Below are 24,256 nucleotides of genomic sequence, written 5' to 3'. Positions count from 1 at the left end.
ATGGTCGTACAGGCATTTTGTACGCGAGTTGCCCGCGAGCCTGATGGAACAAAAGGCGCACAAGGGGTGGGTGGTCGGCAGGAAAGCGGTTGCCCGGCCGTCGGAAGGGGGACTTCGGCGGGACGGCCAGGTACCGTCGAGGCGTGCCCGCCGAACCGTCCTCCCGTGCCGGACAGCCGTCGCGCGGCGCGCCCGACCAGTCGCCGGACGGCCTCGCGGCGCGCGCGATCGAGGTCCGCCGCAGTGCCCGGCGCCGCCGCACGGTCTCCGCGTACCGCGAGGGGGACGTCACCGTCATCCTCATCCCCGCCCGGATGTCCGAGGCGGAGGAACGGCGCTGGGTGACCGTCATGCTCGACAAGCTCGCCGCCCAGGAGAACAAGCGGGTGCCGGGCGACGCCGAGCTGACCGCGCGCGCCGAGCGGCTGTCGGCGCAGTACTTCGACGGCCGGGCCCGCCCCGCCTCCGTGCGCTGGGTCACCAACCAGAACACCCGCTGGGGTTCGTGCACCCCGGCCGAGGGCAGCATCCGGCTCTCGCACCGGCTCAAGGGAATGCCGGAGTACGTCGTCGACTACGTGCTCTGCCACGAGCTGGCGCATCTGCTGGTGCCCGGTCACGGTCCCGACTTCTGGCGGCTGCTGGAGTCCTATCCGCGCACCGAGCGCGCCCGGGGCTATCTCGAGGGAGTCGTCGCGGCCGCCCGGCTGCCGCACGTCCCCGGCGCGCGCGGTGAGTGAACGGCGCGTGTGAGCTTCCGGTCCGGTCGCGTGTGAGCCCCGGGCCGCGGTTGTGTACCGGGTCCGTACCGGCTACGCCCATTGTCGGTATTTGCCGTTAGCCTGGCGCGACGCACTCGCATTCCGGATGGGGGACGGTCGTTACGCATGACCAGGGAATTCCAACGCGGCCACAAGGCCAGGATCAGTGACCTGACGGCGGGCACGGATCTGTACGTGGGTGTGCAGATCTCCGCTCCCGGACTGACCTTCGACATAAGCTGCTTCGGACTGGACGCGGACGAGCGCCTCTCCGACGACCGCTACTTCGTCTTCTTCAACCAGCCGAAGTCACCGGAGGAGTCCATCCAGCTCCTCGGCGCCCAGGCGGGCGACACCGAGTCCTTCCGCGTCACGCTCGACCGGATCCCGCCGAGCGTGCACAAGCTGTCCTTCACGGCGACCATCGACGGCGACGGCCAGATGTCCCAGGTGGCCCCCGGCTATCTGCGCATCGTGGCGGGCGGCGAGGAGGTCGCGCGGTACTCCTTCACCGGCGCCGAGTTCACCACCGAACGCGCCGTCATGCTCGGGGACATCTACCTCAAGGACGTGTGGCGGTTCGCCGCGGTCGGTCAGGGCTTCGACGGCGGACTGGAGGCGCTGCTGAAGAACTTCGGCGGCGAGGTGCTGGAGGAGGAGGCCCCGGCCGGGCCCGCGCCGCAGGCCGCCGCCCCGGGCTTCGCCGCGCCCGCCTTCGCCGTCCCGTCGGCACCGGTACCCGCCGCGCCCCCGGCACCCGCTCCGGCGGCCCCCGCGCCCCAGGGCTTCACCCCGCCCCCGGCGCCCGAACCGAACGTGCACGGCGCCCCGACGGTCATCGCCCCCCTGACCACCCCGCCCGGCGGCACGGTCCCGCCGCCCGCCCCGGCCCCCGCGCCCTACGGCGCGCCGCAGCCGCCGTACGGCGCCCAGCCCGGCGCCCCCACCGCGCCGCCGCCCCCGGGCTACGGCACCCAGGGCGGCCCGGGTGCCCCGCTGCCCCCGGGCTACGGCACCCCGCCCGGCGCACCCCAGTCGCACGGCCACGCACAGGTCCCCGGCCAGCAGACCGCCCCCTACGGCGTGCCGCAGGGCGCCCCGCAGAGCGGTGCCGGGGTCGGCGCGGCCCTCCAGATGTACAAGGAGGTGCCCACCGGGCAGCGCTGGACCCAGCAGAACAAGAAACTGGTCCGCGTGGACCTGGGCGTCGCCGGTCAGCCGGTGCTGGCCCGGCAGGGCAGCATGGTGCTCTACCAGGGCAAGGTCGACTTCGCCTACAAGGGCGCCGGATTCGCGGGACGCGTCGTCGGCAACGCCACCGGCCAGGAGATGCAGCTCATGCGCTGCACCGGCCAGGGCCAGGTGTTCCTCGCCGACGACTCCACCTATCTCCACCCGATCGAGCTCCAGGGCGACGCGATCTGCGTCTCCGCCGAGAACGTCCTCGCCTTCGACGAGAGCCTCCAGTACGAGGTCCGCCGGATCGAGGGTCACGGAATCCCCGGCGGCGCGCTGTTCACCATGCAGTTCCAGGGCACCGGCACGATCGTCGTCAAGACGCACGGCGTTCCGGTCGTGCTCCCGGTGACGCCCACGACCTTCGCCGACTGCCACGCGGTGGTCGCCTGGTCTGCGGCCGCGCAGGTGATCGTCTCCAGCCAGGTCCGGATGCGCCGCAACGCGTACGCGGGCGACACCGGAGAGAGCGTCAACCTCCAGTTCCGGGGCGCACCCGGCAACTTCATCGTCGTCCAGCCGTACGAGGTCTGAGGGAGCCCGACATGTACCAGCCGCTCGCGGGCCACGCCCCCGCACCCGTCACCGCCCGCATGGAGAACCACGGCGGCCAGATGCTGAAGGTCGCCATGCAGACCGGCAACGACCTTCTCGCGCGCGCGGGTTCGATGATCTCCTACGAGGGATTCATCCAGTACGAGCCCAACCCGCCCGCCGTCCGCCAGATCGCCCGCGACTGGATGACCGGCGAGGGCGCCCCGCTGATGAAGTGCTCCGGCGACGGACTGCTCTATCTCGCCGACTACGGCGCCGACGTGGTCGTCATCAACCTCGACGGCGACGGCATCTCCGTCAACGCCACCAATCTGCTCGCCTTCGACGCGCATCTGACGTGGGGCGTCGAACGCGTCAAGGGAATGGCCAAGTTCGCCGGGCAGGGCCTGTGGAACACCCGGATCTCCGGCCAGGGCTGGGTCGCGCTGACCTCGCGCGGCACGCCGATCGTCGTCGACTGCGGCGGCGGCGAGGACGAGACCTTCGTCGACCCAGACGCGCTGGTGGCCTGGTCCCCGAACCTCAAGGTGAAGGGCAAGCGCAGCTTCAAGGCCCAGTCGCTGATCGGCCGGGGTAGCGGCGAGGCGTACCAACTGGCCTTCTCCGGACAGGGCATCGTCGTCGTCCAGCCCAGCGAGGACAGCACCGACCGCCTCCGGTTCCGGGGCTGAGGGGGAACAGACACACCATGCAGAGCCCGCTTTTCGCATACAACGACTCCCAGACCCAGGAGCGCTGGAGCCTGCAGAACCAGCAGATGCTCCGCGTCACCCTGGAGGGGCACGACGACCTCCTCGCCCGCAAGGGCGCCATGGTCGCCTACCAGGGTCTGGTCGAGTTCGACGCCGAGTACCGCAGCCAGGGGCAGCGCCGCGCGCGTGCGCACACCGGCGAGGGCCTGGACCTGATGCGCTGTCACGGTCAGGGCACGGTCTACCTCGCCAACCTCGCCCAGCACGTGCACGTCCTGGACGTCGAGCAGGAGGGCCTGACGGTCGACAGCGCCTACGTCCTCGCCATGGACTCCTCGCTGCACCACGAGGTCATCGCCGTGGACAGCCTCTACGGCATCTCCGGCTCGGGGAAGTACCAGCTCAACATCACCGGACGCGGCAAGGTCGCCCTCATGACCTCCGGCGCGCCGCTGCTGGTGCAGGTGACGCCCGACAAGTACGTCAACTGCGACGCGGACGCGATCGTGGCCTGGTCCACCTCGCTGCGGGTGCAGATGCAGGCCCAGACGCACTCCTCCGGGGTGTGGCGGCGGCGCGCGAGCACGGGTGAGGGCTGGGAGCTGAGCTTCATGGGCTCCGGCTTCGCCCTCGTGCAGCCCAGCGAGCTGATGCCGCCGCAGCACGCGCGGATCGGTGGCGGGGTCGCCGCCCAGTTCGGCATGGGCCAGCAGGGCGCGCGCGGACAGAACCAGGGCAACGTCTGGAGCTGACGGCGCCCCACGGTGGACGTGACGCGGCGAACGTAAGGGGCGCCCGCAACGGCGGGAGCCCCTTACACGTTCACAGCCGTTCAGAGCCTCGCGCGGCTCGCCTCCAGCAGCCGGACCACCGACTCGTCCGCCACGGACGCGACCTCGTCGTACCCGAACCAGCGCAGGTCCAGCGACTCGTCGCTGATCGCGTGCTCGGCACCGCGCGGGGCGAGGACCGCGTACTGCACGTCGTAGTGCCAGTGACAGGGGGCCGGGATCGGGTGCCGGTCCAGGCGGACCGGGCCGCCGGGCAGCAGGGTCAGACCCGTGATCCCGGACTCCTCGGCGGCCTCGCGCAGCGCCGCCTCCGCCAGGGTGGCGTCGCCCGGCTCGCAGTGGCCGCCCATCTGGAGCCACATCCGCAGCTTCCTGTGCAGGGTGAGCAGCACCCGGTCGTGCCCGGGGTCGATCACCAGCGCGCTGGCCGTGAGGTGACCGGCGTGACAGGACTTCCACATGCCGTCCGGGTGGGCAGCCAGATGCTCGAGATAGGCGTCGCGCAACTCGCCCTGGTCCGCGTACCCCTTGAGGACGTGGACCGCGTCGTCGTACAGGCTCACTCGGTCTCGTCGCCCTTGCTCTCGCCCTCGTCCTTCTTCAGGTCGGGCTTCTCCGCGCCGCCACCGGCCGCCTCGCCGAGCATCTTGTCCAGCTCGGAGAAGTCCATCTGCTCGCGGTGGACGAAGCCGTCCGGGTCGTCCAGGTCGGTCGCCGTCGGAAGCATGTCAGGGTGGTGCCACAGCGCGTCCCGGCCGTCCACGCCGCGCGCGTCCGTGAGCGAGGCCCACAGACGGGAGGCGTCGCGCAGCCGGCGCGGGCGCAGCTCCAGGCCGATCAGCGTGGCGAAGGTCTGCTCGGCCGGACCACCGCTCGCACGGCGGCGGCGCAGCGTCTCGCGCAGTGCGTCGGCGGACGTCAGGCGCGGCTTCGCGGCCGTGTGGACCACCGCGTCCACCCAGCCCTCGACCAGCGCGAGCGCGGTCTCCAGACGGGCCAGGGCGGCCTTCTGCGCGGGCGTGTCCTCGGGCTGGAACATGCCCTGCTGGAGCGCGTCCTGCAGCTGCTCGGGGTTCTGCGGGTCGAACTGGCCGACCACGTCCTCCAGCTTGGCGGTGTCGACCTTGATCCCGCGCGCGTACCCGTCGACCGCGCCGAACAGGTGCGAGCGCAGCCACGGCACGTGCGCGAACAGACGCTGGTGGGCCGCCTCGCGCAGGGCCAGGTACAGCCGCACCTCGTCCTTGGGGACGCCGAGGTCCTTGCCGAACGTCTCCACGTTGACCGGGAGCAGCGCGGCCTGGCCCACCGGGCCGAGCGGCAGACCGATGTCGGTCGAGCCGACGACCTCGCCCGCGAGCACACCGACGGCCTGGCCGATCTGCGTGCCGAACATCGCGCCGCCCATGGAGCGCATCATGCCGATCAGCGGGCCCGCCATGGCCTGCATCTCCTCCGGCAGGACGTCACCCATGGCCGCGCCGACACGCTCGGCGACCGGGTCGACCAGTTCCTTCCAGGCCGGAAGGGTGGCCTCGACCCACTCCGCGCGCGACCAGGCCACGGCCGTGTTCGCGCCGGAGGGCAGCGAGGTCGCGTCGTCCAGCCACAGGTCGGCCAGGCGCACGGCCTCCTGCACGGCGGAACGCTCGGCGGGACCGACGCTCGCGTCCTTGACGCCGTCGGCAGTGCCCTGGGCGACCGTCTGGCGGGCGATCTGCTTGGCCATGTCCCAGTTCACCGGACCGCCCTCGTACGAGAGCATCTGGCCGAGCTGCTGGAAGGCCGCGCCCAGGTCGGTGGGGTTCAGGGAACCGAACATCGCGGCGAGCGGATTGTCGGCGCCGGGGCCGCCAAAGCCACCGGCTCCCGGCAGGCCGCCGAAACCGAAGGGGTTGGCCGGTCCCTGCCCACCACCGCTCTGCTGGTCCTTCTTCTTGCCCTCGTCGCCGTCTTCCGGCTCCTCCGGCGGAAGGCCGAATCCGAATGGGGTGTCACTCACGGGGTTCCTCGGCTGGTAAGGCCACCGGTTCTCTCCGGCGGCGCGGCTGCCCGACTTCACCACCCAGCGTAGACACCCGGACCGGATTGGGCCTCGGTGCTTCGCCCACGCAAGGGCTGCGGCAGGATGGATGCACCTGGTACGGGCGCGTCGTCCGCGCCCGTACTGAAGACAACCGCTGGAGACGCCCGGTGAGTTCCCCAGATCCGCAGGTTCGCGCAGCGCGAAACCCGTCCTCGCCGTCCCCCGTGCGCGGCCCCGTCGTCGCGGTCACCGGTGCGGCCGGCGGGGTCGGCGCGCTGCTCACGGTGCGGCTCGCCGCCGACGAGGCGGTCCGGCAGGTCGTCGCCATCGACGAGCGGCGAGGGGAGTGCGCGGACGCGGTGTGGCACATCCTCGACGTGCGCGACCCCGCCATCGCGGACAAGCTGCGCGGCGTCGACGTGGTCGTCCACCTCGCGCTCGACCTGGACCTCGGCAGCGACCCGGCCGCCCGCACCGCGTACAACGTCCGCGGGACCCAGACCGTGCTGACCGCCGCCGCCGCGGCCGGGGTCCGCCGGGTCGTGCTGTGCACGTCGGCCATGGTCTACGGCGCGCTCCCGGACAACGAGCTGCCGCTGTCGGAGGACGCCGAGCTGCGCGCCACGGCCGAGGCCACCGGGGTCGCCGACCTGCTGGAGATCGAGCGCCTCGCCCGGCGCGCGCCCCGGGCGCACCCGGGCCTCAACGTCACCGTGGTCCGTCCCGCCGTCCTGGTGGGCGGCACCGACACCGCCCTGACCCGCTACTTCGAGTCGCCCCGGCTGCTGGTCGTCGCCGGGTCGCGGCCCGCGTGGCAGTTCTGCCACGTCGAGGACCTGTGCACGGCCCTGGAGTACGCCGTCCTGGAGAAGGTGGACGGGGAACTCGCCGTCGGCTGCGACGGCTGGCTGGAGCAGGAGGAGGTCGAGGAGCTGAGCGGCATCCGGCGCATGGAGCTGCCCTCGGCCGTCGCGCTCGGCGCCGCCGCCCGGCTGCACCGGATCGGCCTGACCCCGTCCCCGGCGGGCGACCTGGCGTACACGATGTACCCCTGGGTGGTCAGCGGCAGCAGGCTGCACGCCGCCGGGTGGCGGCCGCGCTGGACCAACGAGGAGGTCCTGGCGGAGCTGCTCGAGGAGGCCGCCGGCCGGCACACGGTCGCGGGCCGGCGCCTTGGCCGCAAGGACGCGACGGCGGCGGGCGCGGCGGGCGCGACGGTCGCGCTCCTGGGCGCGGCGGCGGTGGTCCGCCGGGCGCGCCGGGCGCGCCGCCTCCTCTGACGGCACTTCCTTCCTTTGACGGCACTTCCGGCGCAAACCTCTCCTCGGCGTCGCCTGCTCCCATCGGCCGAGCCACGCGTTCCCGCATGTCCGGGCCGTGCGGCACCATGGAGACATGGCACCCACGAACGATCACCCCGGCGAGCAGGCCGCTGAGCACCCCGTCAAGCTGACCGGCATCCGGGACACCCCGCTCTCGGTCGACGAGGTGTACGCGGCGGTCGGCGACGCGGCCGCCGGCGGCATCTCGCTGTTCGTGGGCACGGTGCGCAATCACGACCAGGGCGCCGACGTGGAAGCGCTCGGCTACTCCTGCCACCCCAGCGCCGAGGACGAGATGCGGCGCATCGCCGAGAAGGTCGCCGCCGAGTATCCGGTGCGGGCGCTCGCCGTCGTCCACCGGGTGGGCGACCTGGGCGTCGGGGACCTCGCCATCGTCGCCGCCGTGGCCTGCCCGCACCGCGCCGAGGCGTTCGACGCCTGCCGCAGGCTCGTCGACGACATCAAGCACCAGGTGCCGATCTGGAAGCACCAGCGGTTCTCCGACGGCACCGAGGAGTGGGTCGGCGCCTGCTGAGCCGGGCCCTGGGTCACGTTGGGCCGACCGGGTCCTCCGCTTGCGTAACCGGTGCCCTCGCGTGAGCGTTATGAGTGCGAACGGTTAATCTGCTGATCATTCAGTTCGCGGACACTCATGGGGTTGGGAGGTCGGCATGGCGGCGCTCGCCTGGTTGCTGATTCCGGTTGTCGCTGCTGTCGTGGCGAGCCTGTGGGGAAGCTGGGCCAACCGGACCCGCAGGGCCCGCAGCGACGGGCCCGAGCTGGACGGATACGCCCGTTTCCGCGAGGCCATGGAGAAGTCCCACACGGGAGCCCGCGGCGCGTGACAAGGGTGCCCTGACGGTGTGCTGACAGGTCGGTCCCGTACTGTCGTGCCATGCCACGCCGCACCGCGACGATGCTCGCCTCCACCCTGATGCTGATCGCGCTCCTGTGCGCGGGGGTGCTCATCCCCGTGCCGTACGCGGAGATGTCGCCGGGGCCGACCGTGAACACGCTCGGGGACCACGACGGCGAGCCGGTCCTCCAGATCGCGGGGCACAAGACCTATCCGACGGACGGTCACCTGAACATGACCACCGTCCGGGTCACCAGCGCCGACTTCCGCATGAACCTGGTGCAGGCGGTCTACGGCTGGCTGGCGCACGACAGCAAGATCGTGCCGCACGACACGCTCTACCCCGACGGCAAGACCGAGGAGCAGTCCACCCAGGAGAACGCCGAGGAGTTCAGCCAGTCCCAGGAGAGCGCCAAGGTCGCCGCCCTGAAGGAGCTGAAGGTCCCGGTCAGGTCCTGGGTGATCGTCTCCACCGTCATCAAGGACTCCCCGGCCCAGGGCCGGCTGCACGCCGGTGACGTGATCAAGGCCGTGGACGGCACCGCCGTCAAGCAGCCCTCCGACGTGGCCAAACTGGTGACCCGCCACAAGCCCGGCCAGAAGGTCGTCTTCACGGTCGTCCCGGCCAAGGAGCAGGCCGCCGCCGAGAAGGCGCACAAGGACGCGACGAAGACGCAGGACGTCACGATCACGACGACCAGCTCCGAGGACACCGGCACCAAGCGGGCCATCGTCGGCATCTCCGCCGGGACCGACCACACCTTCCCGTTCAGCATCGACATCAAGCTGGCGGACGTCGGCGGCCCCAGCGCGGGACTCATGTTCGCGCTCGGCATCTACGACAAGCTGACCCCGGGCAGCCTCACCGGCGGCACGTTCGTCGCGGGCACCGGCACCATCGACGACTCCGGCACGGTCGGGCCGATCGGCGGCATCGACATGAAGACCGTCGGCGCGCGCGACAAGGGCGCCCGCTACTTCCTGACCCCCGCCGACAACTGCGCGGCCGCCGCCGAGGACACCCCCGGTGGCCTCACCCTCGTCAAGGTCAAGACCATCCACGACGCCCTCGACGCCCTGAAGGACATCCGCACCGGCGACACGGCCGCTCTGCCGAAGTGCACGACGAAGGGCTGACCACGGCCTGACGGGCCAGGGTTGTCGCGCCGGGGCGGACGCGCGGGACCGCGCCACCAGCCCCGGGTGCACGGGCTCCGCCCGTCCCGCGCACCCCGAACCCCGCACCGGCGCCCCCGCTGCCGGGGGCGGCCGGCCGGGGGTGACGCTTCGGGTTCGACGTGCCCGGGGCGCCGTGCCGTGGCGCGCCGGGCACGGTCGAGCGCCCCGCCCCGGGGTCAACGCCCCCCGAGCCGCCGCAGGCGAGCCGGTCAGTCCTCGAACGTCGCCGTCAGGGCCTCCGCCAGGCCCGGTACCAGGTCGGGGCCGGTCAGGACCTCGGTCGGGGAGTCCTTCTCGCGCAGGCGGATCGCGGAGTCGCGGGTGCCGTCGCGCAGGACGGCGACCGTCATGCGGACCTCCTGGCGCTCGGGGTGGGAGGCGACCCACTTGGCGAGCTTGGCGTCGCTGAGGCCCTGCGGGACCTGGCTCTCGGCGGAGGGCGGCAGCATCTGACGCTCGACCGTGAGCGCGCAGCCGACCACGGCGCCGGGCCAGGCGATGGTGGCGAGGAACTCGTCGAGCGGCCGGTCGGCGGGCACCTCTTCCTGTTCGATGGGCGTGAGCCCCGTCTCGCCGGTGTCCTCGGCCAGGCCGAGCTGGGCCGCGAGCGCGGGTTCCGAGGTCCGCAGCCGAGCGGTGTCGACGAGGGCGAAGAGGCGGGCGGGCTGGTCCCAGCCGAGGCCGGAGGCGTACTCGTCGATCTCGAGTACGGCCCGGGTGAGCGGGTTCGCCGCCATGGGAGTGTTGGACATGGTCACAATCCTGCCTCGTTCCCGGCCGGAATCGGGAACCGAGCAAACCGTGAGTAAGTTGCATAGGTGGGGGCCCGCGATCACGGGGGGCCGCCGAGGGCCCGCGAACACGAGGGTCTGACGGATCGACAGCGACTTCGAGGTGCGCACCTTGGCTTTCCAGATGCCGGACCGCGGCGGGGGCCCGACGGGACCGCGGACGAGAGCGGACCGCCCGTCCCGGCGGGTGAGGACCCTGCTCGTGACGCTGGGCGTCCTGGCGGCCCTCGGCATGGCCTTCACCATGTTCGCGGGGTTCTGGACGGACTGGCAGTGGTACCGCTCGGTGCACTACGCGTCGGTCTTCACCACCACGCTGTGGACCAAGATCGGGCTCTTCTTCGTCTTCGGCCTGCTGATGGCCCTCGCGGTCGGGTTCAACATCTGGCTCGCGCACCGGCTGCGTCCCCCGCTCAGCGCCATGTCCATGGAGCAGCAGAGCCTGGACCGGTACCGGATGGGCATCGCGCCGTACAAGACCTGGCTGCTGCTCGCCGTCACCGCGCTGGTCGGCCTGATCGCCGGCGCCTCGGCGGCCGGCCAGTGGCGGACCTGGCTGATGTGGGTCAACGGCGTACCGTTCCACCAGAGCGACCCCCAGTTCCACCTGGACGTCTCCTTCTACGCCTTCGACCTGCCGTGGTACCGCTTCCTGCTGGCCTTCGGCTTCGCCGCGACGGTCCTGTCCCTGATCGCCGCCGCACTCACCCACTACCTGTACGGCGGGCTGCGCGTCACCAGCCCCGGCGCGCGCGCCTCGGCCGCCGCGACCGGTCATCTCTCCGTGCTGCTGGGCGTGTTCGTGACCCTGAAGGCGGTCGCCTACTGGCTCGACCGGTACGGCCTCGCGGTGAAGTCCAGCGGCTTCAAGGCGACGGACAACTGGACCGGTCTGCGCTACGTGGACGCCAACGCCTACCTCCCGGCCAAGACGATCCTGTTCTGCATCGCCGTCATCTGCGCGCTGCTGTTCTTCGCCACCCTGTGGCGGCGCACCTGGCAGCTGCCCGTCATCGGCTTCGGCCTCATGGTGCTCTCCGCCATCCTGATCGGCGGTCTGTACCCGGCCATCGTGCAGAAGTTCCAGGTCCAGCCCAACGAGCAGGCCAAGGAAGCGCCGTACGTCCAGAAGAACCTCAAGGCGACCCGCGAGGCGTACGGCATCGACCACACCCAGGTCAGCGAGTACCCGGGCAAGGCGGCGACCTCCGACAAGACCACGCTGCGCGACCAGGTCGACGACACGGCCAGCATCCGCATCATGGACCCGAACGTGGTCTCGCCCACCTTCCAGCAGCTCCAGCAGATCTGGAACTACTACGGCTTCCCGAAGAACCTGGACGTCGACCGGTACCCCACCAAGGACGGCAAGGACCAGGACACCGTCATCGGGCTGCGCGAGCTGGACCTGAGCGGCATCCCGAAGCACAACTGGATCAACGACCACTTCCGCTACACCCACGGCTACGGCGCGGTCGCCGCCAAGGGCACCGAGGCCGACGACAAGGGCCGCCCGGTCTTCACCGAGAAGAACCTGCCCTCCACGGGCAACCTCGGCGACTACCAGCAGGAGATCTACTACGGCGAGAAGACCACCACGTACTCCATCGTGGGCGGTCCGCAGAAGGAGATCGACTACTCCAACGACAAGGGCGAGAAGACCACCAGCTACCGGGGCGGGAGCGGGGTCTCCCTCGACAACCCGCTCAACCGGGCGGCGTACGCGGTGGCGTTCAACGAGCCGCAGATCCTCTACTCCGGGGCGATCGGCAAGGGCTCGCGCGTCCTGTACAACCGCACGCCCAAGGACCGCGTCGAGGCCGTCGCCCCCTGGCTGACCATCGACGGCGACGCCTACCCGGCCGTGGTCGACGGGCGCATCCAGTGGATCGTGGACGCCTACACGACCTCCAACGGCTTCCCCTACGCCTCGCGCACCACGCTCGGCGACACCACCGCCGACTCGCTGACCGCCACCAACAACTCCCGCGCGGTGGTGGCCCAGCAGAACCAGGTCAACTACATCCGCAACTCGGTCAAGGCGACGGTGGACGCCTACACGGGTGAGGTCAAGCTGTACCAGTGGGACACCAAGGACCCGGTGCTCAAGACCTGGATGAAGGCGTTCCCGCACACGGTCGAGCCCCGCTCGGACATCTCCTCCGCCCTGATGGCGCATCTGCGGTACCCGCAGGACCTGTTCAAGGTCCAGCGCGAGCTGCTGACCCGCTACCACGTGACGGACTCGCAGACCTTCCTCAGCGGCAACGAGGTGTGGCAGGTCCCGGACGACCCGACCAACGACTCCCGCAGCGCGGTCCCGCCGTACTACCTGAGCATGAAGATGCCGGACCAGAAGCAGCAGGCGTTCTCGCTGACGACCACCTTCACGCCCAACGGCCGGGACAACCTGAGCGCGTTCATGGCGGTGGACTCCGATCCGCGCTCCGGCGACTACGGCCGGATCAGACTCCTCAAGCTGCCCACGAGCACCACGGTGGACGGCCCCAAGCAGGTGCAGAGCCAGTTCAACTCCGAGCCGAGCATCGCCGAGCAGATCGCCCTGCTCAGCCGGGGCCACTCCCAGGTGGAGTACGGCAACCTGCTCACCGTCCCGCTCGACGGCGGCCTGCTCTACGCGGAGCCCGTCTACGTGCGCGGCGGCGAGCTGAAGTACCCGCTGCTGCGCAAGGTGCTCGTCACCTACGAGGGCAGGACCGCCTTCGAGGACACCCTGGACAAGGCGCTGGACAAGGTGTTCGGCGTCAAGGGGAGCGCCGAGCCGCCGGAGAGCGGCACCACCGAGCCGCCGAAGTCGGAGAACCCGACGGTCAAGCAGGCCCTGGAGGACGCCCAGAAGGCGTTCGACGCCGGGCAGAAGGCACTCAAGGACGGCCCCGACTGGGACGCCTACGCCAAGGCGCAGAAGGACCTCCAGGACGCGCTCCGCAAGGCCGAGGAGGCCCAGTCCGCGCCGGTGAAGCCCGCCAAGCCCGCCAAACCGGCGAGCTGACCGACCCCGCCCCGCGTCGTGATACGGTTGCAACACAACGACGCGGGGTGGAGCAGCTCGGTAGCTCGCTGGGCTCATAACCCAGAGGTCGCAGGTTCAAATCCTGTCCCCGCTACTGAAGTCGAAGGCCCGGATCTCACACGAGATCCGGGCCTTCGTGGTGTGCGAACTCATGTGCTGGGTCCGGAACCGGCCCTGCCGCCAGGGGGAGTTGAGGGAACTGTGTTTGACTTGTCTCTCTGTGGGCATGTCGACAAAACGCTGAAGTGACCTCACGGACTGCGGTACACCGGGTGTACCCAGGTTGCAGGTGGTGCGACGATGGACGTTATGGGGGACAAGGCAACTCTGTTCGGAACGGGGCGATTTGCGCAGCCTTCGGGCGAGGAGCCGTCCATCGACGAGACGGGGGAAGCCGCCGAGGAAGTGCGCCTGCGCATGGCGGCGCGCACCGGAGACGCCGAGGCGGCCAGCCTCCTCGGGGCCATCCTGCTGCGCCGGGGCGATCTGGACGGCGCCGAACCGCAGTTGAGAGCCGCGAGCGCGGCCGGTGACCGGGCCGCCGCCAACAACCTCGGCGTCCTGCTGCACCAGCGCGGCTATCCCGACGAGGCCGCCGGCTGGTGGCGGATCGCCGCCGTGGCCGGATCGGCCGCCGCCGCGCACGCGCTCGGCCGTCACCACCGCGAGCGCGGTGACGAACCCGCCGCGGAGTACTGGCTGCGCCAGTCCGCCGAGCAGGGACATGTGCTGGGCGCCTACGCGCTCGCCGATCTCCTGGACCACCGCGGCGACGCCGACGCCCGGCGCTGGATGCGCGCCGCCGCCGAGCGCGGCCACCGCGAGGCCGCCTACCGTCTCGCGCGCGCCCTGGACCTCAAGGCCGACCTGGGCCTGGGGCGCGGTGGCGCGGACCGCGACGCCCTCGCGGAGGCCGAGCAGTGGTACCGGCAGGCCGCCGCGCGCGGCCACCGCCTCGCCGCGCTCCACCTCGGCGCCATCCTGGAGCGGCGCGGCGAGCTGAAGGAGGCCGGCCGCTGGTATCTGACCGCCGCCAAGGAGGGCGAGTCCCGCGCCGCCTGTGCGCTCGCCTTCCTGCTGCGCGACGCGGGCGACACCGAGGGCGCCGCCATGTGGTGGCTGCGCGCCGCCCAGGGCGGCGACGGCAACGCGGCCAACGCGCTCGGCGCGCTGCACGCCGAGCGCGGCGAGACCCAGACCGCCGAGCGCTGGTACCGGGCCGCCCTGGACGCCGGTGACGACAACGGTGCCTACAACCTCGGCCTGCTCTGCGCCGAGCAGGGCCGCACCGCCCAGGCCGAGCAGTGGTACCGGCGAGCCGCCTACGCCGGGCACCGCGAGGCCGCCAACGCGCTGGCCATCCTGCTGCTCCAGGTCGGGGACACGCGGGGTGCCGAGCCCTGGTTCTCCAAGGCCGCCGAGGCGGGCAGCGTGGACGCCGCCTTCAACCTCGGCATCCTGCACTCCGGGCGGAGCACCGAGGAGGACGCCGCGAGCGCCCTGCGCTGGTACGAGCGGGCGGCCGCCGCCGGGCACACCGAGGCCGCGCTCCAGGTCGGCATCGCCCGGCTGCGCGAGGGCGACGAACAGGCCGCAGAACGGTATCTGCGCTGCGCCGCGGGGGGCGGCAGCGCCGAGGCCGCCTACCGCCTCGCCGCCGTGCTCGACGCGCGCCGTCCGCCGGAGCCCGCGCACGAGCTGGGCGAGAGCACGCACGACAAGACCGAGTGCGAGGAGTGGTACGAGCGGGCGGCCAGCCTGGGCCACCGGCGCGCGCAGGTGCGGGTCGGGATGCTGGCGGCGGCCCGGGGCGACGTGGTCGAGGCCGCGCGCTGGTACCGGGAGGCGGCCGAGGCGGGCTCGCGCAACGGCGCCTTCAACCTCGGGCTGCTCCTGGCCCGCGAGGGCAGCGAGCCGGAGGCGGCGGTGTGGTGGGAGCGCGCCGCCGACGCGGGCCACGGGCGGGCCGCGCTGCGCCTGGCCCTCGTCTGTGCCCGGCGCGGCGAGCTGGACGAGGGGCAGCGCTGGGCCGACCGGGCCGTGGAGCTGGGCCCGGAGGAGGTGGCCCGGCGGGCGGCACGGCTGCGGGACGCGCTGCGGGAGGAGCTGTCGGCGTGACCTGGCCGAACGGGCCGCGCCGAATGGATTTGCCTCACCAGGCAGGTCTCGCGTAGTGTCATATTCACCGACGCGGGGTGGAGCAGCTCGGTAGCTCGCTGGGCTCATAACCCAGAGGTCGCAGGTTCAAATCCTGTCCCCGCTACTGAAGCCCGAGGGCCGGAATCCAGAGATGGATTCCGGCCCTCGGTCGTTGTGCGGGCGTGTTGCGGGCGCAGGGGTCCGGACATGGGTGCGCCGCCCCCCGAGGGGAGCGGCGGAGATACCGGGTCAGGCGCCCGCGCAGTCCGGGCACAGTCCCCGGTAGGTCACCTCGACGTCCGAGACGGCGAAGCCGAAGCGCTCGGTGTCGGGGAGGTCTGCCAGCGGGTTGCCGGTCGGGTGCACGTCGCGGATCGCGCCGCAGCGGGCGCAGACCAGGTGGTGGTGCGGGCGGTGCGCGTTGGGGTCGTACCGCTTGGCGCGGCGGTCCGTGGCGACCTCGAGCACCTCGCCGAGGGAGACCAGCTCACCCAGCGTGTTGTAGACGGTCGCGCGGGAGATCTCCGGCAGCTTGGCCACCGCGCGCGCGTGGACCTCGTCGGCGGTCAGATGGACGTGCTCTCCGTCGAGAACCTCGGCGACGACGCGGCGCTGCGCGGTCATGCGCCAGCCGCGTCCACGCAGCCGTTCCAGAAGGTCACTCATGGCAGCCAGCGTAACAGTCACGAGGTCGGATCCTGAACATGTGTGATTTTGGAACGCGAATCGTATTGGACGCGATCCAATGTGGACGCGAAGGCGGGGAGCCGGGGCTCAGAGGGCCGGTTCGGGCTCCCGTGCCGGGGCCCAGCAGCGGATGATGTCGCGGACCGAGACGATGCCCACGGGCTCGCCGCGGTCCAGGACGACCAGGTGCCGGAAGCCGCCGTGCGTCATGGCGCGGGCCGCCTCCCGCAGCGTCCAGGTCGGAGCGGCGAAGACGACGGCGGTGGTGGTGGCGTGCGCGTGGACGGTCTCGGTGTCGGGGTTCTGGCCGAGGCCGACGGAGTTCAGGATGTCGCGCTCGGTGAGGATGCCCGTGCCGCCGGCGTCGGGGTCGAGGACCACGGCGGCGCCGACGCGGCGCGCGGACATCAGGGCGGCTGCCTGGCGGAGGGTGTGGGTGGGGCCGACGGTGAGGACCACCGTGCTCATGGCGTCGCGGACGAGCATGGGATGGAGCCACCTCCTCGGAATCCGGGCGCGAGCGCGGATTCACGAATTCACAAGTGGGGTCGCTTCCCAGACTGCCAGGTAAAGAGGTGGTCAACAAGGGGGCGTGCGTGGCCGTCGCCCGGCGTGCGGGGCACACCGGCTGCCGGGGCGCGCCGGTCGCGCCGACGGGGGGTCAGTCGCGCTGGTTGAGATACCCCAGCAGCTCCTCGTGCAGCGGGCCGTTGGAAGCCGCCGCGTTGCCGCTGTGCGGGCCCGGCCTGCCGTCCAGACCCGTGAAGGTGCCGCCCGCCTCGGTGACGATGATCGCGTTGGCGGCCATGTCCCACAGGGACAGCTCCGGCTCCGCGCAGATGTCGACGGCGCCCTCGGCCACCATCATGTACGGCCAGAAGTCGCCGTACGCGCGCGTGCGCCACACCGCGCGGGTCAGGTCGAGGAAGCCGCCCAGCCGGCCCTGGTCCTCCCAGCCGGTCAGCGAGGAGTAGGCGAAGGAGGCGTCCGCGAGCCGTTCCACCCCGGAGACGTGGATGCGGGAGGCGGAGGTCAGGCTGCGCCCGGTGAAGGCGCCGTGGCCCTCCGCGGCCCACCAGCGGCGGCCGAGAGCCGGGGCGGAGACCAGGCCCACGACCGGCCGGAAGCCGCCCTCGCCCGCCTCCATCAGCGAGATCAGCGTCGCCCACACCGGGACACCGCGCACGTAGTTCTTGGTGCCGTCGATCGGGTCGATCACCCAGCGGCGCGGCCCGGTGCCCTCGACGCCGTACTCCTCGCCGAGGACCGCGTCGCGCGGACGGGCCCGCTGGAGCTGGCCGCGCACGACCTCCTCCGCCGCCTTGTCGGCCTCGCTCACCGGCGTCATGTCCGGCTTGGTCTCCACCTTCAGGTCGAGCGCCTTGAAGCGGGCCATGGTCGCGGCGTCGGCCGCGTCCGCGAGGACGTGGGCGAGGCGCAGGTCGTCGAGATAGTCCGGCATGTGACGAACGCTATCGGCCAGGGCCGCGACCGGGCCACACGGGGGTGCGCGCGGGTGTCGCGGTGCCCAGGGCGCACGGAACGGCGCGCTGTCCGAAGCGCGCCCCCTGGGGCCTCCCGGCCCCTTGACAGTGCCCCGGCGCGCGTCAAACCTGGGCGCAGAGTCGCTCGCCCCCAGGGAGACGATGATGCCCGCAGCCCGGGAATCGCTGCTGGACGCCGCGTTCACCGCACTCACCCGCAGGCCGTGGTCCGCGGTGCGCATGGTCGACGTGGCCGCGGCCGCCGGGGTGTCCCGGCAGACGCTGTACAACGAGTTCGGCAGCAAGGACGGCCTGGCCAGGGCGCTGGTCCGGCGTGAGGCCGACGGCTATCTCGCCGGGGTGGAGCGGGCACTCGCCGCGCACGCCGAGCCGCAGGAGCGGCTCACCGCCACCGCCGAGTGGACGGCGTCCGCCGCCCGGGACAACGCGCTGGTGCGGGCGATGCTCACCGGCTGCTGGAGCGAGCGGCTGCCCGCGCCGACCCTGTCCGGGGTGCCGTCCTCCTCCGCCGTCCCGGCGCAGCGCCGGGCGGACGGCCCGCTGCCCTCGCCCGGCGATCTGCTGCGGATCGTGCGGGACCGGGCGGTCACCGCGCTGTCCGCGCCCGGCGCCGCCCCCGCCGAGGTGGCCGAACTCGCCTTCTGCTGCGAGCTGGTGGCCCGGATCGCGCTGTCCTGCGTGGCGGTGCCGCCGGGCGCGGGCGGCATGGCGGGCCTGATCGGCGGTGCCCTGCGCGGCCGGCAGCCGTGAGCTACTTCCCGGCCGTCTTCCTCAGCCAGCCGACCTTGGTGTAGTCGACGTCCGCCAGGCCCGGAGAGCCGTAGTTGGCCAGGTCGCTGCGCACGGCCTGGATCTCGGGCCGCTGGTACAGCTCGATGGAGTGGCCGAGCCGCCAGATCTCGGTGTCGGCCTCGTTGTAGAGCTTGATCGCCTCGGCGCGGTCGGTGCTCTGGCCCGCCTTCTTCAGCAGGGCGTCGATCTTCGGGGAGCCGACCGAGCCGAAGTTCTGGAAGAGGTTGCGCCCCTTCGGCTGCTGGAAGACCGGCGTGATCGTGGTGAGGAAGACGGCGTCGACGTTGCGGAAGCTGGTCAGGTCGAAGTCGCCGCGGTTCACGAACCGGTTGAAGTAGTCGTTGGCCGGGACCTTCTTCAGACTGACCTTGATCCCGGCCTGGGCGAGCTGCTGCTGGACCAGTTCGGCCTGGTCGAACTGGGCGGAGGTGCTGCCGGAGCTGAGAACGTAGTCCAGGGCGAGCTGCTTGCCGCCCCTGGTGCGCGGCCTGCCTTCGCCGTTGTCCTTCCAGCCCGCCGCGTCGAGGAGCTTCGCGGCCGCCTTCGGGTCGTAGGCCGCGTAGCCGCCGGAGGTGTCGCGGTAGCCCTGCTGGTTGGGCATGAAGAAGTGGTTGTCGAGCGGGGCCAGCTGGAAGGAGAGGTCCTTCGCGAACGCCTCGTTGATGCCCTTGCGGTCGACGGCGTGCTGGACCGCCTGGCGCACCCGCAGGTCCTTCAGCGGTCCGCGTCCGCCGTTGAGCGTGATGTGCACCTCGTCCCAGCGCGCGCCCCGCCGGATGTCCGTGCCCGGCGCCTTCACCAGCCGCTTGTAGTCCTCGGGCAGCAGCGCGGTCGCGCTGTCCAGCTCCTTGTTGAGGTACGCCTCGGTGCGCGCGCCGAAGTCGAGGACGCGGTAGACGATCCCGTCGAGCTTCGGCCGGTTCCCCCACCACTTCGCATCGGGCACCAGGGTGATGGTCTGCGCGGTCCTGTCGTACGACGCGATCCGGAAGGCGTTGCCGGTGACCGGCGCCTTCTCCGACCAGCCCTTGTTGAACTGCTTCGGGGTGGACGTGTACTTCGCCGGGTAGAGCGGGTCGAACAGCCGCTGCCAGTCGGCGTACGGCGAGGAGAAGGTGACCTCGACCGTGTGCGCGTCCTTGCCTCCGGCCACCTTCGCGATCTGGTCGTAGCCCGAGGTGTCGGCGGCCTCGTACGCCTTGTTCCGGCCGTTCAGGGCCTCCCACTGGGCGCGGAAGTCGCGCCAGCCGAGCGGGGTGCCGTCGGACCACTTCGCCTTCGGGTTCAGCCGGTACTCGACCGTCTGCGGCGAGGTCGAGGTCACCTTGGCGGCGAGCAGGAAGTCGGGGTTGGCGTGGACCGCGCCCTTGGCGTCGGAGTCGAAGAGGTCGGGCAGGACGGTGCGGGCCAGCTCCTGGGCGTCGCCCTGGGCGCCGTCGACGGTGTTGACGTTGTACTGCGTGATCCACTGCGTGATCGCGAGGTTCAGCCGGCCGCCCTGCTTGATGTCGGAGAGCGGGTGGGCGTTGATGTTCTGGCCGTCCGCCCGGGGAGCCGCCTTCTTGTGCGCGGTGCCGTGGTCCGGGGAGCCGCAGCCGGTCACCAGCGACGCGACGGCCGCCGTGGCGGCGATCCAGGCTGCGGCGGAGGCGTGACGCATGGGGTGTCCTTTGCGGGCTCGGCGGAATCTCCCGGACCGGGCGGCGGGGCCCGACCGTGCCGGGCCGGACCCGACGGGCAGAACGTAGAACGGCGCACGACCACCGGGGGAGAGCCCCGGGATTACTGACATGTTCTCTTCATATTGCCGCAACAGAAGGCCTGGACCATTTCTGACGTGCCCTTCTACCTGGCCAAACGCCTCGGCTACCACGCCGTGCTGCTTCTGGCCGCCGTCTGCCTGTCGTACGTCCTGGCCTCGCTGGCGCTCGATCCGCGCGCCGCCTACGAGGGCAGGCAGCCGCCGCTGTCCGCGAGCGCCGTCGACCACCACCTCACGGAGCTGGGCGTCAACGACCACGAGCCGCTGCGCGACCGCTTCCGGCACTGGGGCGGGCGCGCCCTGCACGGCGACCTCGGCGAGACCATCGACGGCACCTCCGTGAACGCCGAGTTCGGCCGCCGGGTCGGGGTCAGCCTGCGGCTGCTGCTCGCGGGCACCGTCCTCGGCACGGCCGCCGGGGTGCTGGCCGGGGCGTGGACGGCCGCGCGGCAGTACCGGTTCAGCGACCGCGCGCTCACCGTCGTCTCCTTCGCGCTGCTTTCGACCCCGGTCTTCCTGCTGGCGATCCTGCTGAAGACCGGCGCGATCTGGGTCAACCAGACGACCGGCACCGATCTGAAGTTCACCGGCGAGAAGACGCCCGGCCTGACCGGCGGTCTCTGGGCCGTCCTCGGCGACCGCGCCGGGCATCTGCTGCTGCCCACCCTCTCCGTCGCGCTGTTCGCCGTCGCGAGCTACAGCCGCTACCAGCGCAGCACCATGCTCGACGTGCTCGGCTCCGACTTCCTGCGCACCGCGCGCGCCAAGGGACTCGGGCGCAGGACCGTCCTGCTCCGGCACGGGCTGCGCACCGCACTCGTGCCCATGTCGACGTACTTCTCCTACGGCTTCCTCGCCCTGTTCACCGGCGCCACCTTCACCGAGACGATCTTCGGCTGGCACGGCATGGGCGAGTGGTTCGTGGCGTCCATCGGCAAGAACGACGTCAACTCCGTCGTCGCCGTCAACGTGTTCGCCGCCGTCACCGTGCTCCTGTCCGGCTTCCTCGCCGACCTGCTGCACGCCGCCCTCGATCCCCGCGTCCGGCAGGCCCGATGACCACCGCCCTCACCCCCGTCCCCGCCCCCGCCTCGAAGGTCCCGGCAGGCCGCGCGGCCCTCGTGCTGCGCCGCTTCGTACGGCACCGGGCCGCGCTCGCCGGAGCCGTCGTCCTCGCGCTGCTCTTCCTGCTCGGCTTCGCCGGGCCGTACCTCACCCCGTGGTCCTACAGCCACGTCGACTACGGCGCGCTGCGTGCCGCGCCCGACGCCGAGCACTGGTGGGGCACCAACCGGATCGGGCAGGACGTGTTCGCGCAGACCGTGCGCGGACTCCAGAAATCCCTGGTCATCGGGTTGCTGGTGGCCGTCCTGTCCACCGGGCTCGCCTCACTCGTCGGCGCCTGCGCGGGCTACTTCGGCGGCTGGACCGACCGGCTGCTCACCTTCGCCGTCGACCTGCTGCTCGTCTTCCCCTCCTTCCTGATCATCGCGATCGTCTCGCCCCGACTGCGCTCCGGCGGCTGGTTCGCCTTCGTCGGACTGCTCGCCGTCTTCGGCTGGATGATCACCGCACGGGTCGTACGGTCCATGACGCTGAGCCTGAAGGAGCGCGAATTCGTGCGCGCCGCGCGGTACATGGGTGTGGGGCCGTTCCGGATCATCTGGCGGCACGTCCTGCCCAACGTCGCCTCCTTCCTGATCATCGACGCCACCATCCAGGTCGGCGGCGCGGTGATGAGCGAGACCGCGCTGTCCTACTTCGGCTTCGGCGTCCAGCCGCCCGACGTGTCCCTCGGCACCCTGATCGCCTCCGGCACGGGCGCGGCGGTGACCTACCCGTGGATGTTCTTCTTCGCCGCCGGACTGCTCGTCGTACTCGTCCTCGCCGTCAACCTCGTCGGCGACGGACTGCGCGACGCCCTCGACCCCACCTCCCGGGCGGTGACCCGGTGACCCCGCTGCTCCAACTCGCCGGTCTTGACGTCGACTTCGACGGAAGACCCGCCGTCCGCGATGTGCACCTCACCCTCGACCGGGGCGAAGTCCTCGGCCTGGTCGGGGAGTCCGGCTCCGGAAAATCCGCCACCGCCCTCGCCGTCCTCGGCCTGCTCCCCGGCAACGCCGTGGCGCGCGGCTCCGTACGCCTCGACGGCACCGAACTCCTCGGCGCGCCCGAACGCGAGCTGAACGCCATCCGGGGCCGCCGGATCGCGATGGTCTTCCAGGACCCGCTGTCCGCGTTCACCCCCGTGTACCGCATCGGGGACCAGATCGCCGAGGCCGTCCGCGCCCACCAGGACGTCTCCCGCGCCCGGGCCGCCGCCCGCGCCGTCGAACTGCTCGACCTCGTCGGCATCCCCGAACCGCCGCTGCGCGCACGGGCGTTCCCGCACGAGTTCTCCGGCGGGATGCGCCAGCGCGCCATGATCGCCATGGCGATCGCCAACGAACCCGACGTCCTCCTCGCCGACGAACCCACCACCGCTCTCGACGTCACCATCCAGGCGCAGATCCTCGACGTCCTGCGTACCGCCCAACGCACCACCGGCGCGGCGATGCTGCTCGTCAGCCACGACCTCGGGGTCATCGCGGGCATGGCCGACCGGGTCGCCGTCATGCGGGAGGGCCGGGTGGTCGAACAGGGCACCGCCGAGCAGGTCTACGGCACCCCGCGCGAGCCCTACACCCGCGAACTCCTTGCCGCCGTGCCCCGGTTGGACACCCCCCGCGTCCCCGCGCCCGCCACCGGCGAACCGGTGCTGACCGTGCGCGGGCTCACCCGCACCTTCCCCGTGCGCTCCGCAGGTGTCCTGCGCCGCCGCACCGGCACCGTCCACGCCGTCGACGGGGTCGACCTCGACCTGCGACGCGGCGAAACCCTCGCCGTCGTGGGGGAGTCGGGCTCCGGGAAGTCCACCACCCTCTTCGAACTCCTCGAACTCGCCGCCCCCGAGGGCGGCACCGTCGAGCTGTTCGGACGGCGGTACGGCACCCTCACCCGGGCCGAGCAGCGCGAGCTGAGGCGGCGCGTCCAGGTCGTCTTCCAGGACCCCATGGCCTCGCTCGACCCCCGGATGCCGGTCGGGGACATCGTCGCCGAGCCCCTGCGCGCCCAGGGCGCAGACCGGGCGACCGCCGCCCGCGCGGTGCCGGGGCTCCTCGCCCGCGTCGGACTCGACCCCGACCACGCCGACCGCTACCCGCACGAGTTCTCCGGCGGCCAGCGCCAGCGCATCGGCATCGCCCGCGCACTGTCCGTCGAACCCGAACTCCTGCTCCTGGACGAACCCGTCTCCGCGCTCGACGTCTCCGTCCAGGCCGAGGTGCTCGACCTGCTCCAACGCCTGAAGGAGGAACTGGGGCTCGCCTATCTGCTCGTCTCCCACGATCTGTCGGTCGTACGGAACATCGCGGACCGGGTCAGCGTCGTCTACCTCGGCCGCACGGTCGAGGCCGGACCCGTCGACGAGGTCTTCGCCCGCCCCCGGCACCCCTACACCCAGGCGCTCCTGTCCGCCGTACCGCTGCCCGACCCGGTGCGCGAGCGGGCCCGGCGGCGCATCCTGCTGATCGGAGACCCGCCGAGCCCCACCCGCCGCTACGACGGCTGCCGCTTCCGGGCCCGCTGCCCGCTCCAGGCCGAACTGGGCGAGGACGAGCGCAAGCGGTGCGCGCACGAGGTGCCGGAGTTCGAGGGCGACGGCGCCGCCTGCCACTTCCCGCGTGTGCGCGAAGTGCTGGGGAACCAGGGGGCGTCTCCCCCTAGACCTCGCGAAGGTCCCTAGTGCGCCGAGCCCGAGAGCTGGAGGCCGATCACCCCGGCGATGACCAGACAGATCGAGACGATCTTCAGGGTGGAGACCAGGTCACCGAGGAAGATCATGCCGTAGATCGCGGTGCCCGCCGCGCCGATGCCGGTCCACACGGCGTACGCGGGACCCACGTCCAGCTTCTTCAGGGAGAGCGTCAGCAGCCCGAAGCTGCCCAGCGCGAACGCGGCGAAGGCGATCGTCGGCCACAGCCGGGTGAAGCCGTGCGAGAGCTTCAGGCACACGGCGAAGCCGGTCTCCAGAAGCCCGGCGACGATGACCAGCAGCCACGCCATGTGCTGTCCTCCCGTAGGTCC

The 24,256-nt window shown here is 71.9% G+C and carries 22 protein-coding genes and 2 tRNA genes; 16 read left to right on the top strand and 8 right to left on the bottom strand.

The genetic code is table 11. From position 1 onward, the window contains the following. Window positions 1–143 precede the first annotated feature (143 nt). The 4 genes from ACWEEU_RS17030 to ACWEEU_RS17015 all read left to right on the top strand — a co-directional run bounded on the left by ACWEEU_RS17030 (window position 144) and on the right by ACWEEU_RS17015 (window position 3,996). Window positions 144–740: a M48 metallopeptidase family protein gene (locus ACWEEU_RS17030; protein ID WP_385743410.1), complete on the top strand. Its 597-nt coding sequence runs from the start codon at window positions 144–146 to the stop codon at window positions 738–740. A gap of 147 nt (window positions 741–887) precedes the next feature. Further along, window positions 888–2,531, top strand: coding sequence for a TerD family protein (locus tag ACWEEU_RS17025; protein ID WP_451733086.1), 1,644 nt, complete (start codon window positions 888–890; stop codon window positions 2,529–2,531). Window positions 2,532–2,542: 11 nt separating this feature from the next. Continuing rightward, window positions 2,543–3,223: an AIM24 family protein gene (locus tag ACWEEU_RS17020; protein ID WP_385743406.1), complete on the top strand. Its 681-nt coding sequence runs from the start codon at window positions 2,543–2,545 to the stop codon at window positions 3,221–3,223. A gap of 17 nt (window positions 3,224–3,240) precedes the next feature. After that, a complete protein-coding gene (locus ACWEEU_RS17015) occupies window positions 3,241–3,996 on the top strand; it encodes an AIM24 family protein (protein ID WP_385743404.1) in 756 nt (251 codons plus the stop codon). Between the two features lie 80 nt (window positions 3,997–4,076). Here ACWEEU_RS17015 and ACWEEU_RS17010 read toward each other — a convergent pair whose 3' ends face one another. Next, entirely contained in the window at window positions 4,077–4,598 is a 522-nt protein-coding gene (locus ACWEEU_RS17010) for an NUDIX hydrolase (protein ID WP_451733082.1), read from the bottom strand. Continuing rightward, window positions 4,595–6,037, bottom strand: coding sequence for a zinc-dependent metalloprotease (locus ACWEEU_RS17005; protein WP_385743400.1), 1,443 nt, complete (start codon window positions 6,035–6,037; stop codon window positions 4,595–4,597). Before ACWEEU_RS17005 ends, ACWEEU_RS17010 begins: the two co-directional genes overlap by 4 nt. A gap of 191 nt (window positions 6,038–6,228) precedes the next feature. Between ACWEEU_RS17005 and ACWEEU_RS17000 the strand changes: the two genes are divergently transcribed. The 4 genes from ACWEEU_RS17000 (at window position 6,229) to ACWEEU_RS16985 (ending at window position 9,376) form a co-directional block, all read left to right on the top strand. Next, on the top strand, window positions 6,229–7,341 hold the full coding sequence (locus tag ACWEEU_RS17000; RefSeq protein WP_451733078.1) for an SDR family oxidoreductase: 1,113 nt from the start codon (window positions 6,229–6,231) through the stop codon (window positions 7,339–7,341). Between the two features lie 115 nt (window positions 7,342–7,456). Further along, window positions 7,457–7,918: a molybdenum cofactor biosynthesis protein MoaE gene (locus ACWEEU_RS16995; protein ID WP_451733075.1), complete on the top strand. Its 462-nt coding sequence runs from the start codon at window positions 7,457–7,459 to the stop codon at window positions 7,916–7,918. Between the two features lie 181 nt (window positions 7,919–8,099). Continuing rightward, the gene (locus ACWEEU_RS16990; RefSeq protein WP_385743492.1) at window positions 8,100–8,228 is read left to right on the top strand and encodes a hypothetical protein; all 129 of its coding nucleotides are present in this window, start codon (window positions 8,100–8,102) and stop codon (window positions 8,226–8,228) included. Window positions 8,229–8,278: 50 nt separating this feature from the next. Next, window positions 8,279–9,376, top strand: a complete 1,098-nt coding sequence (locus ACWEEU_RS16985) for a YlbL family protein (RefSeq protein ID WP_385743394.1) — start codon at window positions 8,279–8,281, stop codon at window positions 9,374–9,376. 251 nt (window positions 9,377–9,627) lie between these two features. On the opposite strand, the gene ACWEEU_RS16980 is transcribed toward ACWEEU_RS16985, so the two are convergent. Next, on the bottom strand, window positions 9,628–10,170 hold the full coding sequence (locus ACWEEU_RS16980) for a PPA1309 family protein (protein ID WP_385745424.1): 543 nt from the start codon (window positions 10,168–10,170) through the stop codon (window positions 9,628–9,630). 163 nt (window positions 10,171–10,333) lie between these two features. Between ACWEEU_RS16980 and ACWEEU_RS16975 the strand changes: the two genes are divergently transcribed. From ACWEEU_RS16975 to ACWEEU_RS16960, 4 genes are all read left to right on the top strand, one after another. Beyond that, entirely contained in the window at window positions 10,334–13,222 is a 2,889-nt protein-coding gene (locus tag ACWEEU_RS16975) for a UPF0182 family membrane protein (RefSeq protein ID WP_451733160.1), read from the top strand. 41 nt (window positions 13,223–13,263) lie between these two features. Continuing rightward, window positions 13,264–13,337, top strand: a tRNA-Met gene (locus tag ACWEEU_RS16970). Between the two features lie 206 nt (window positions 13,338–13,543). Continuing rightward, window positions 13,544–15,361 (top strand): tetratricopeptide repeat protein, encoded by a 1,818-nt coding sequence (locus ACWEEU_RS16965; protein WP_385745426.1) that lies wholly within the window; start codon window positions 13,544–13,546, stop codon window positions 15,359–15,361. 71 nt (window positions 15,362–15,432) lie between these two features. Further along, window positions 15,433–15,506, top strand: a tRNA-Met gene (locus tag ACWEEU_RS16960). Between the two features lie 125 nt (window positions 15,507–15,631). On the opposite strand, the gene ACWEEU_RS16955 is transcribed toward ACWEEU_RS16960, so the two are convergent. The 3 genes from ACWEEU_RS16955 to hisN form a co-directional block, all read right to left on the bottom strand. Further along, window positions 15,632–16,048, bottom strand: coding sequence for a Fur family transcriptional regulator (locus ACWEEU_RS16955; RefSeq protein ID WP_451733070.1), 417 nt, complete (start codon window positions 16,046–16,048; stop codon window positions 15,632–15,634). 108 nt (window positions 16,049–16,156) lie between these two features. Next, window positions 16,157–16,555: a CBS domain-containing protein gene (locus ACWEEU_RS16950; RefSeq protein WP_385745429.1), complete on the bottom strand. Its 399-nt coding sequence runs from the start codon at window positions 16,553–16,555 to the stop codon at window positions 16,157–16,159. A 175-nt stretch (window positions 16,556–16,730) separates the two neighbouring features. Next, window positions 16,731–17,531 (bottom strand): histidinol-phosphatase, encoded by an 801-nt coding sequence (gene hisN, locus ACWEEU_RS16945; RefSeq protein ID WP_385745431.1) that lies wholly within the window; start codon window positions 17,529–17,531, stop codon window positions 16,731–16,733. 184 nt (window positions 17,532–17,715) lie between these two features. Here hisN and ACWEEU_RS16940 point away from each other — a divergent pair, with 184 nt between their 5' ends. Beyond that, window positions 17,716–18,324: a TetR/AcrR family transcriptional regulator gene (locus ACWEEU_RS16940; protein WP_451733065.1), complete on the top strand. Its 609-nt coding sequence runs from the start codon at window positions 17,716–17,718 to the stop codon at window positions 18,322–18,324. A 1-nt stretch (window position 18,325) separates the two neighbouring features. On the opposite strand, the gene ACWEEU_RS16935 is transcribed toward ACWEEU_RS16940, so the two are convergent. Next, window positions 18,326–20,026, bottom strand: coding sequence for an ABC transporter family substrate-binding protein (locus ACWEEU_RS16935; protein ID WP_451733062.1), 1,701 nt, complete (start codon window positions 20,024–20,026; stop codon window positions 18,326–18,328). 177 nt (window positions 20,027–20,203) lie between these two features. Between ACWEEU_RS16935 and ACWEEU_RS16930 the strand changes: the two genes are divergently transcribed. The 3 genes from ACWEEU_RS16930 to ACWEEU_RS16920 are packed head-to-tail and all read left to right on the top strand — an operon-like array spanning window position 20,204 to window position 23,915. After that, window positions 20,204–21,187, top strand: coding sequence for an ABC transporter permease (locus ACWEEU_RS16930; RefSeq protein ID WP_385745437.1), 984 nt, complete (start codon window positions 20,204–20,206; stop codon window positions 21,185–21,187). After that, window positions 21,184–22,083, top strand: coding sequence for an ABC transporter permease (locus ACWEEU_RS16925; RefSeq protein ID WP_451733058.1), 900 nt, complete (start codon window positions 21,184–21,186; stop codon window positions 22,081–22,083). Before ACWEEU_RS16930 ends, ACWEEU_RS16925 begins: the two co-directional genes overlap by 4 nt. Then, window positions 22,080–23,915 carry an ABC transporter ATP-binding protein gene (locus tag ACWEEU_RS16920; protein WP_451733055.1) on the top strand — a complete coding sequence of 612 codons (1,836 nt, stop codon included), beginning with the start codon at window positions 22,080–22,082 and terminating at the stop codon, window positions 23,913–23,915. Before ACWEEU_RS16925 ends, ACWEEU_RS16920 begins: the two co-directional genes overlap by 4 nt. On the opposite strand, the gene ACWEEU_RS16915 is transcribed toward ACWEEU_RS16920, so the two are convergent. Further along, on the bottom strand, window positions 23,912–24,235 hold the full coding sequence (locus ACWEEU_RS16915) for a DMT family transporter (protein ID WP_385745442.1): 324 nt from the start codon (window positions 24,233–24,235) through the stop codon (window positions 23,912–23,914). The genes ACWEEU_RS16920 and ACWEEU_RS16915 overlap by 4 nt on opposite strands. Window positions 24,236–24,256: the final 21 nt, after the last annotated feature.

The organism is Streptomyces sp. NPDC005004 (assembly GCF_053600675.1).
Note: the sequence above shows the minus strand (reverse complement) of the source record. Positions and strands in the feature narration are given on the sequence as shown.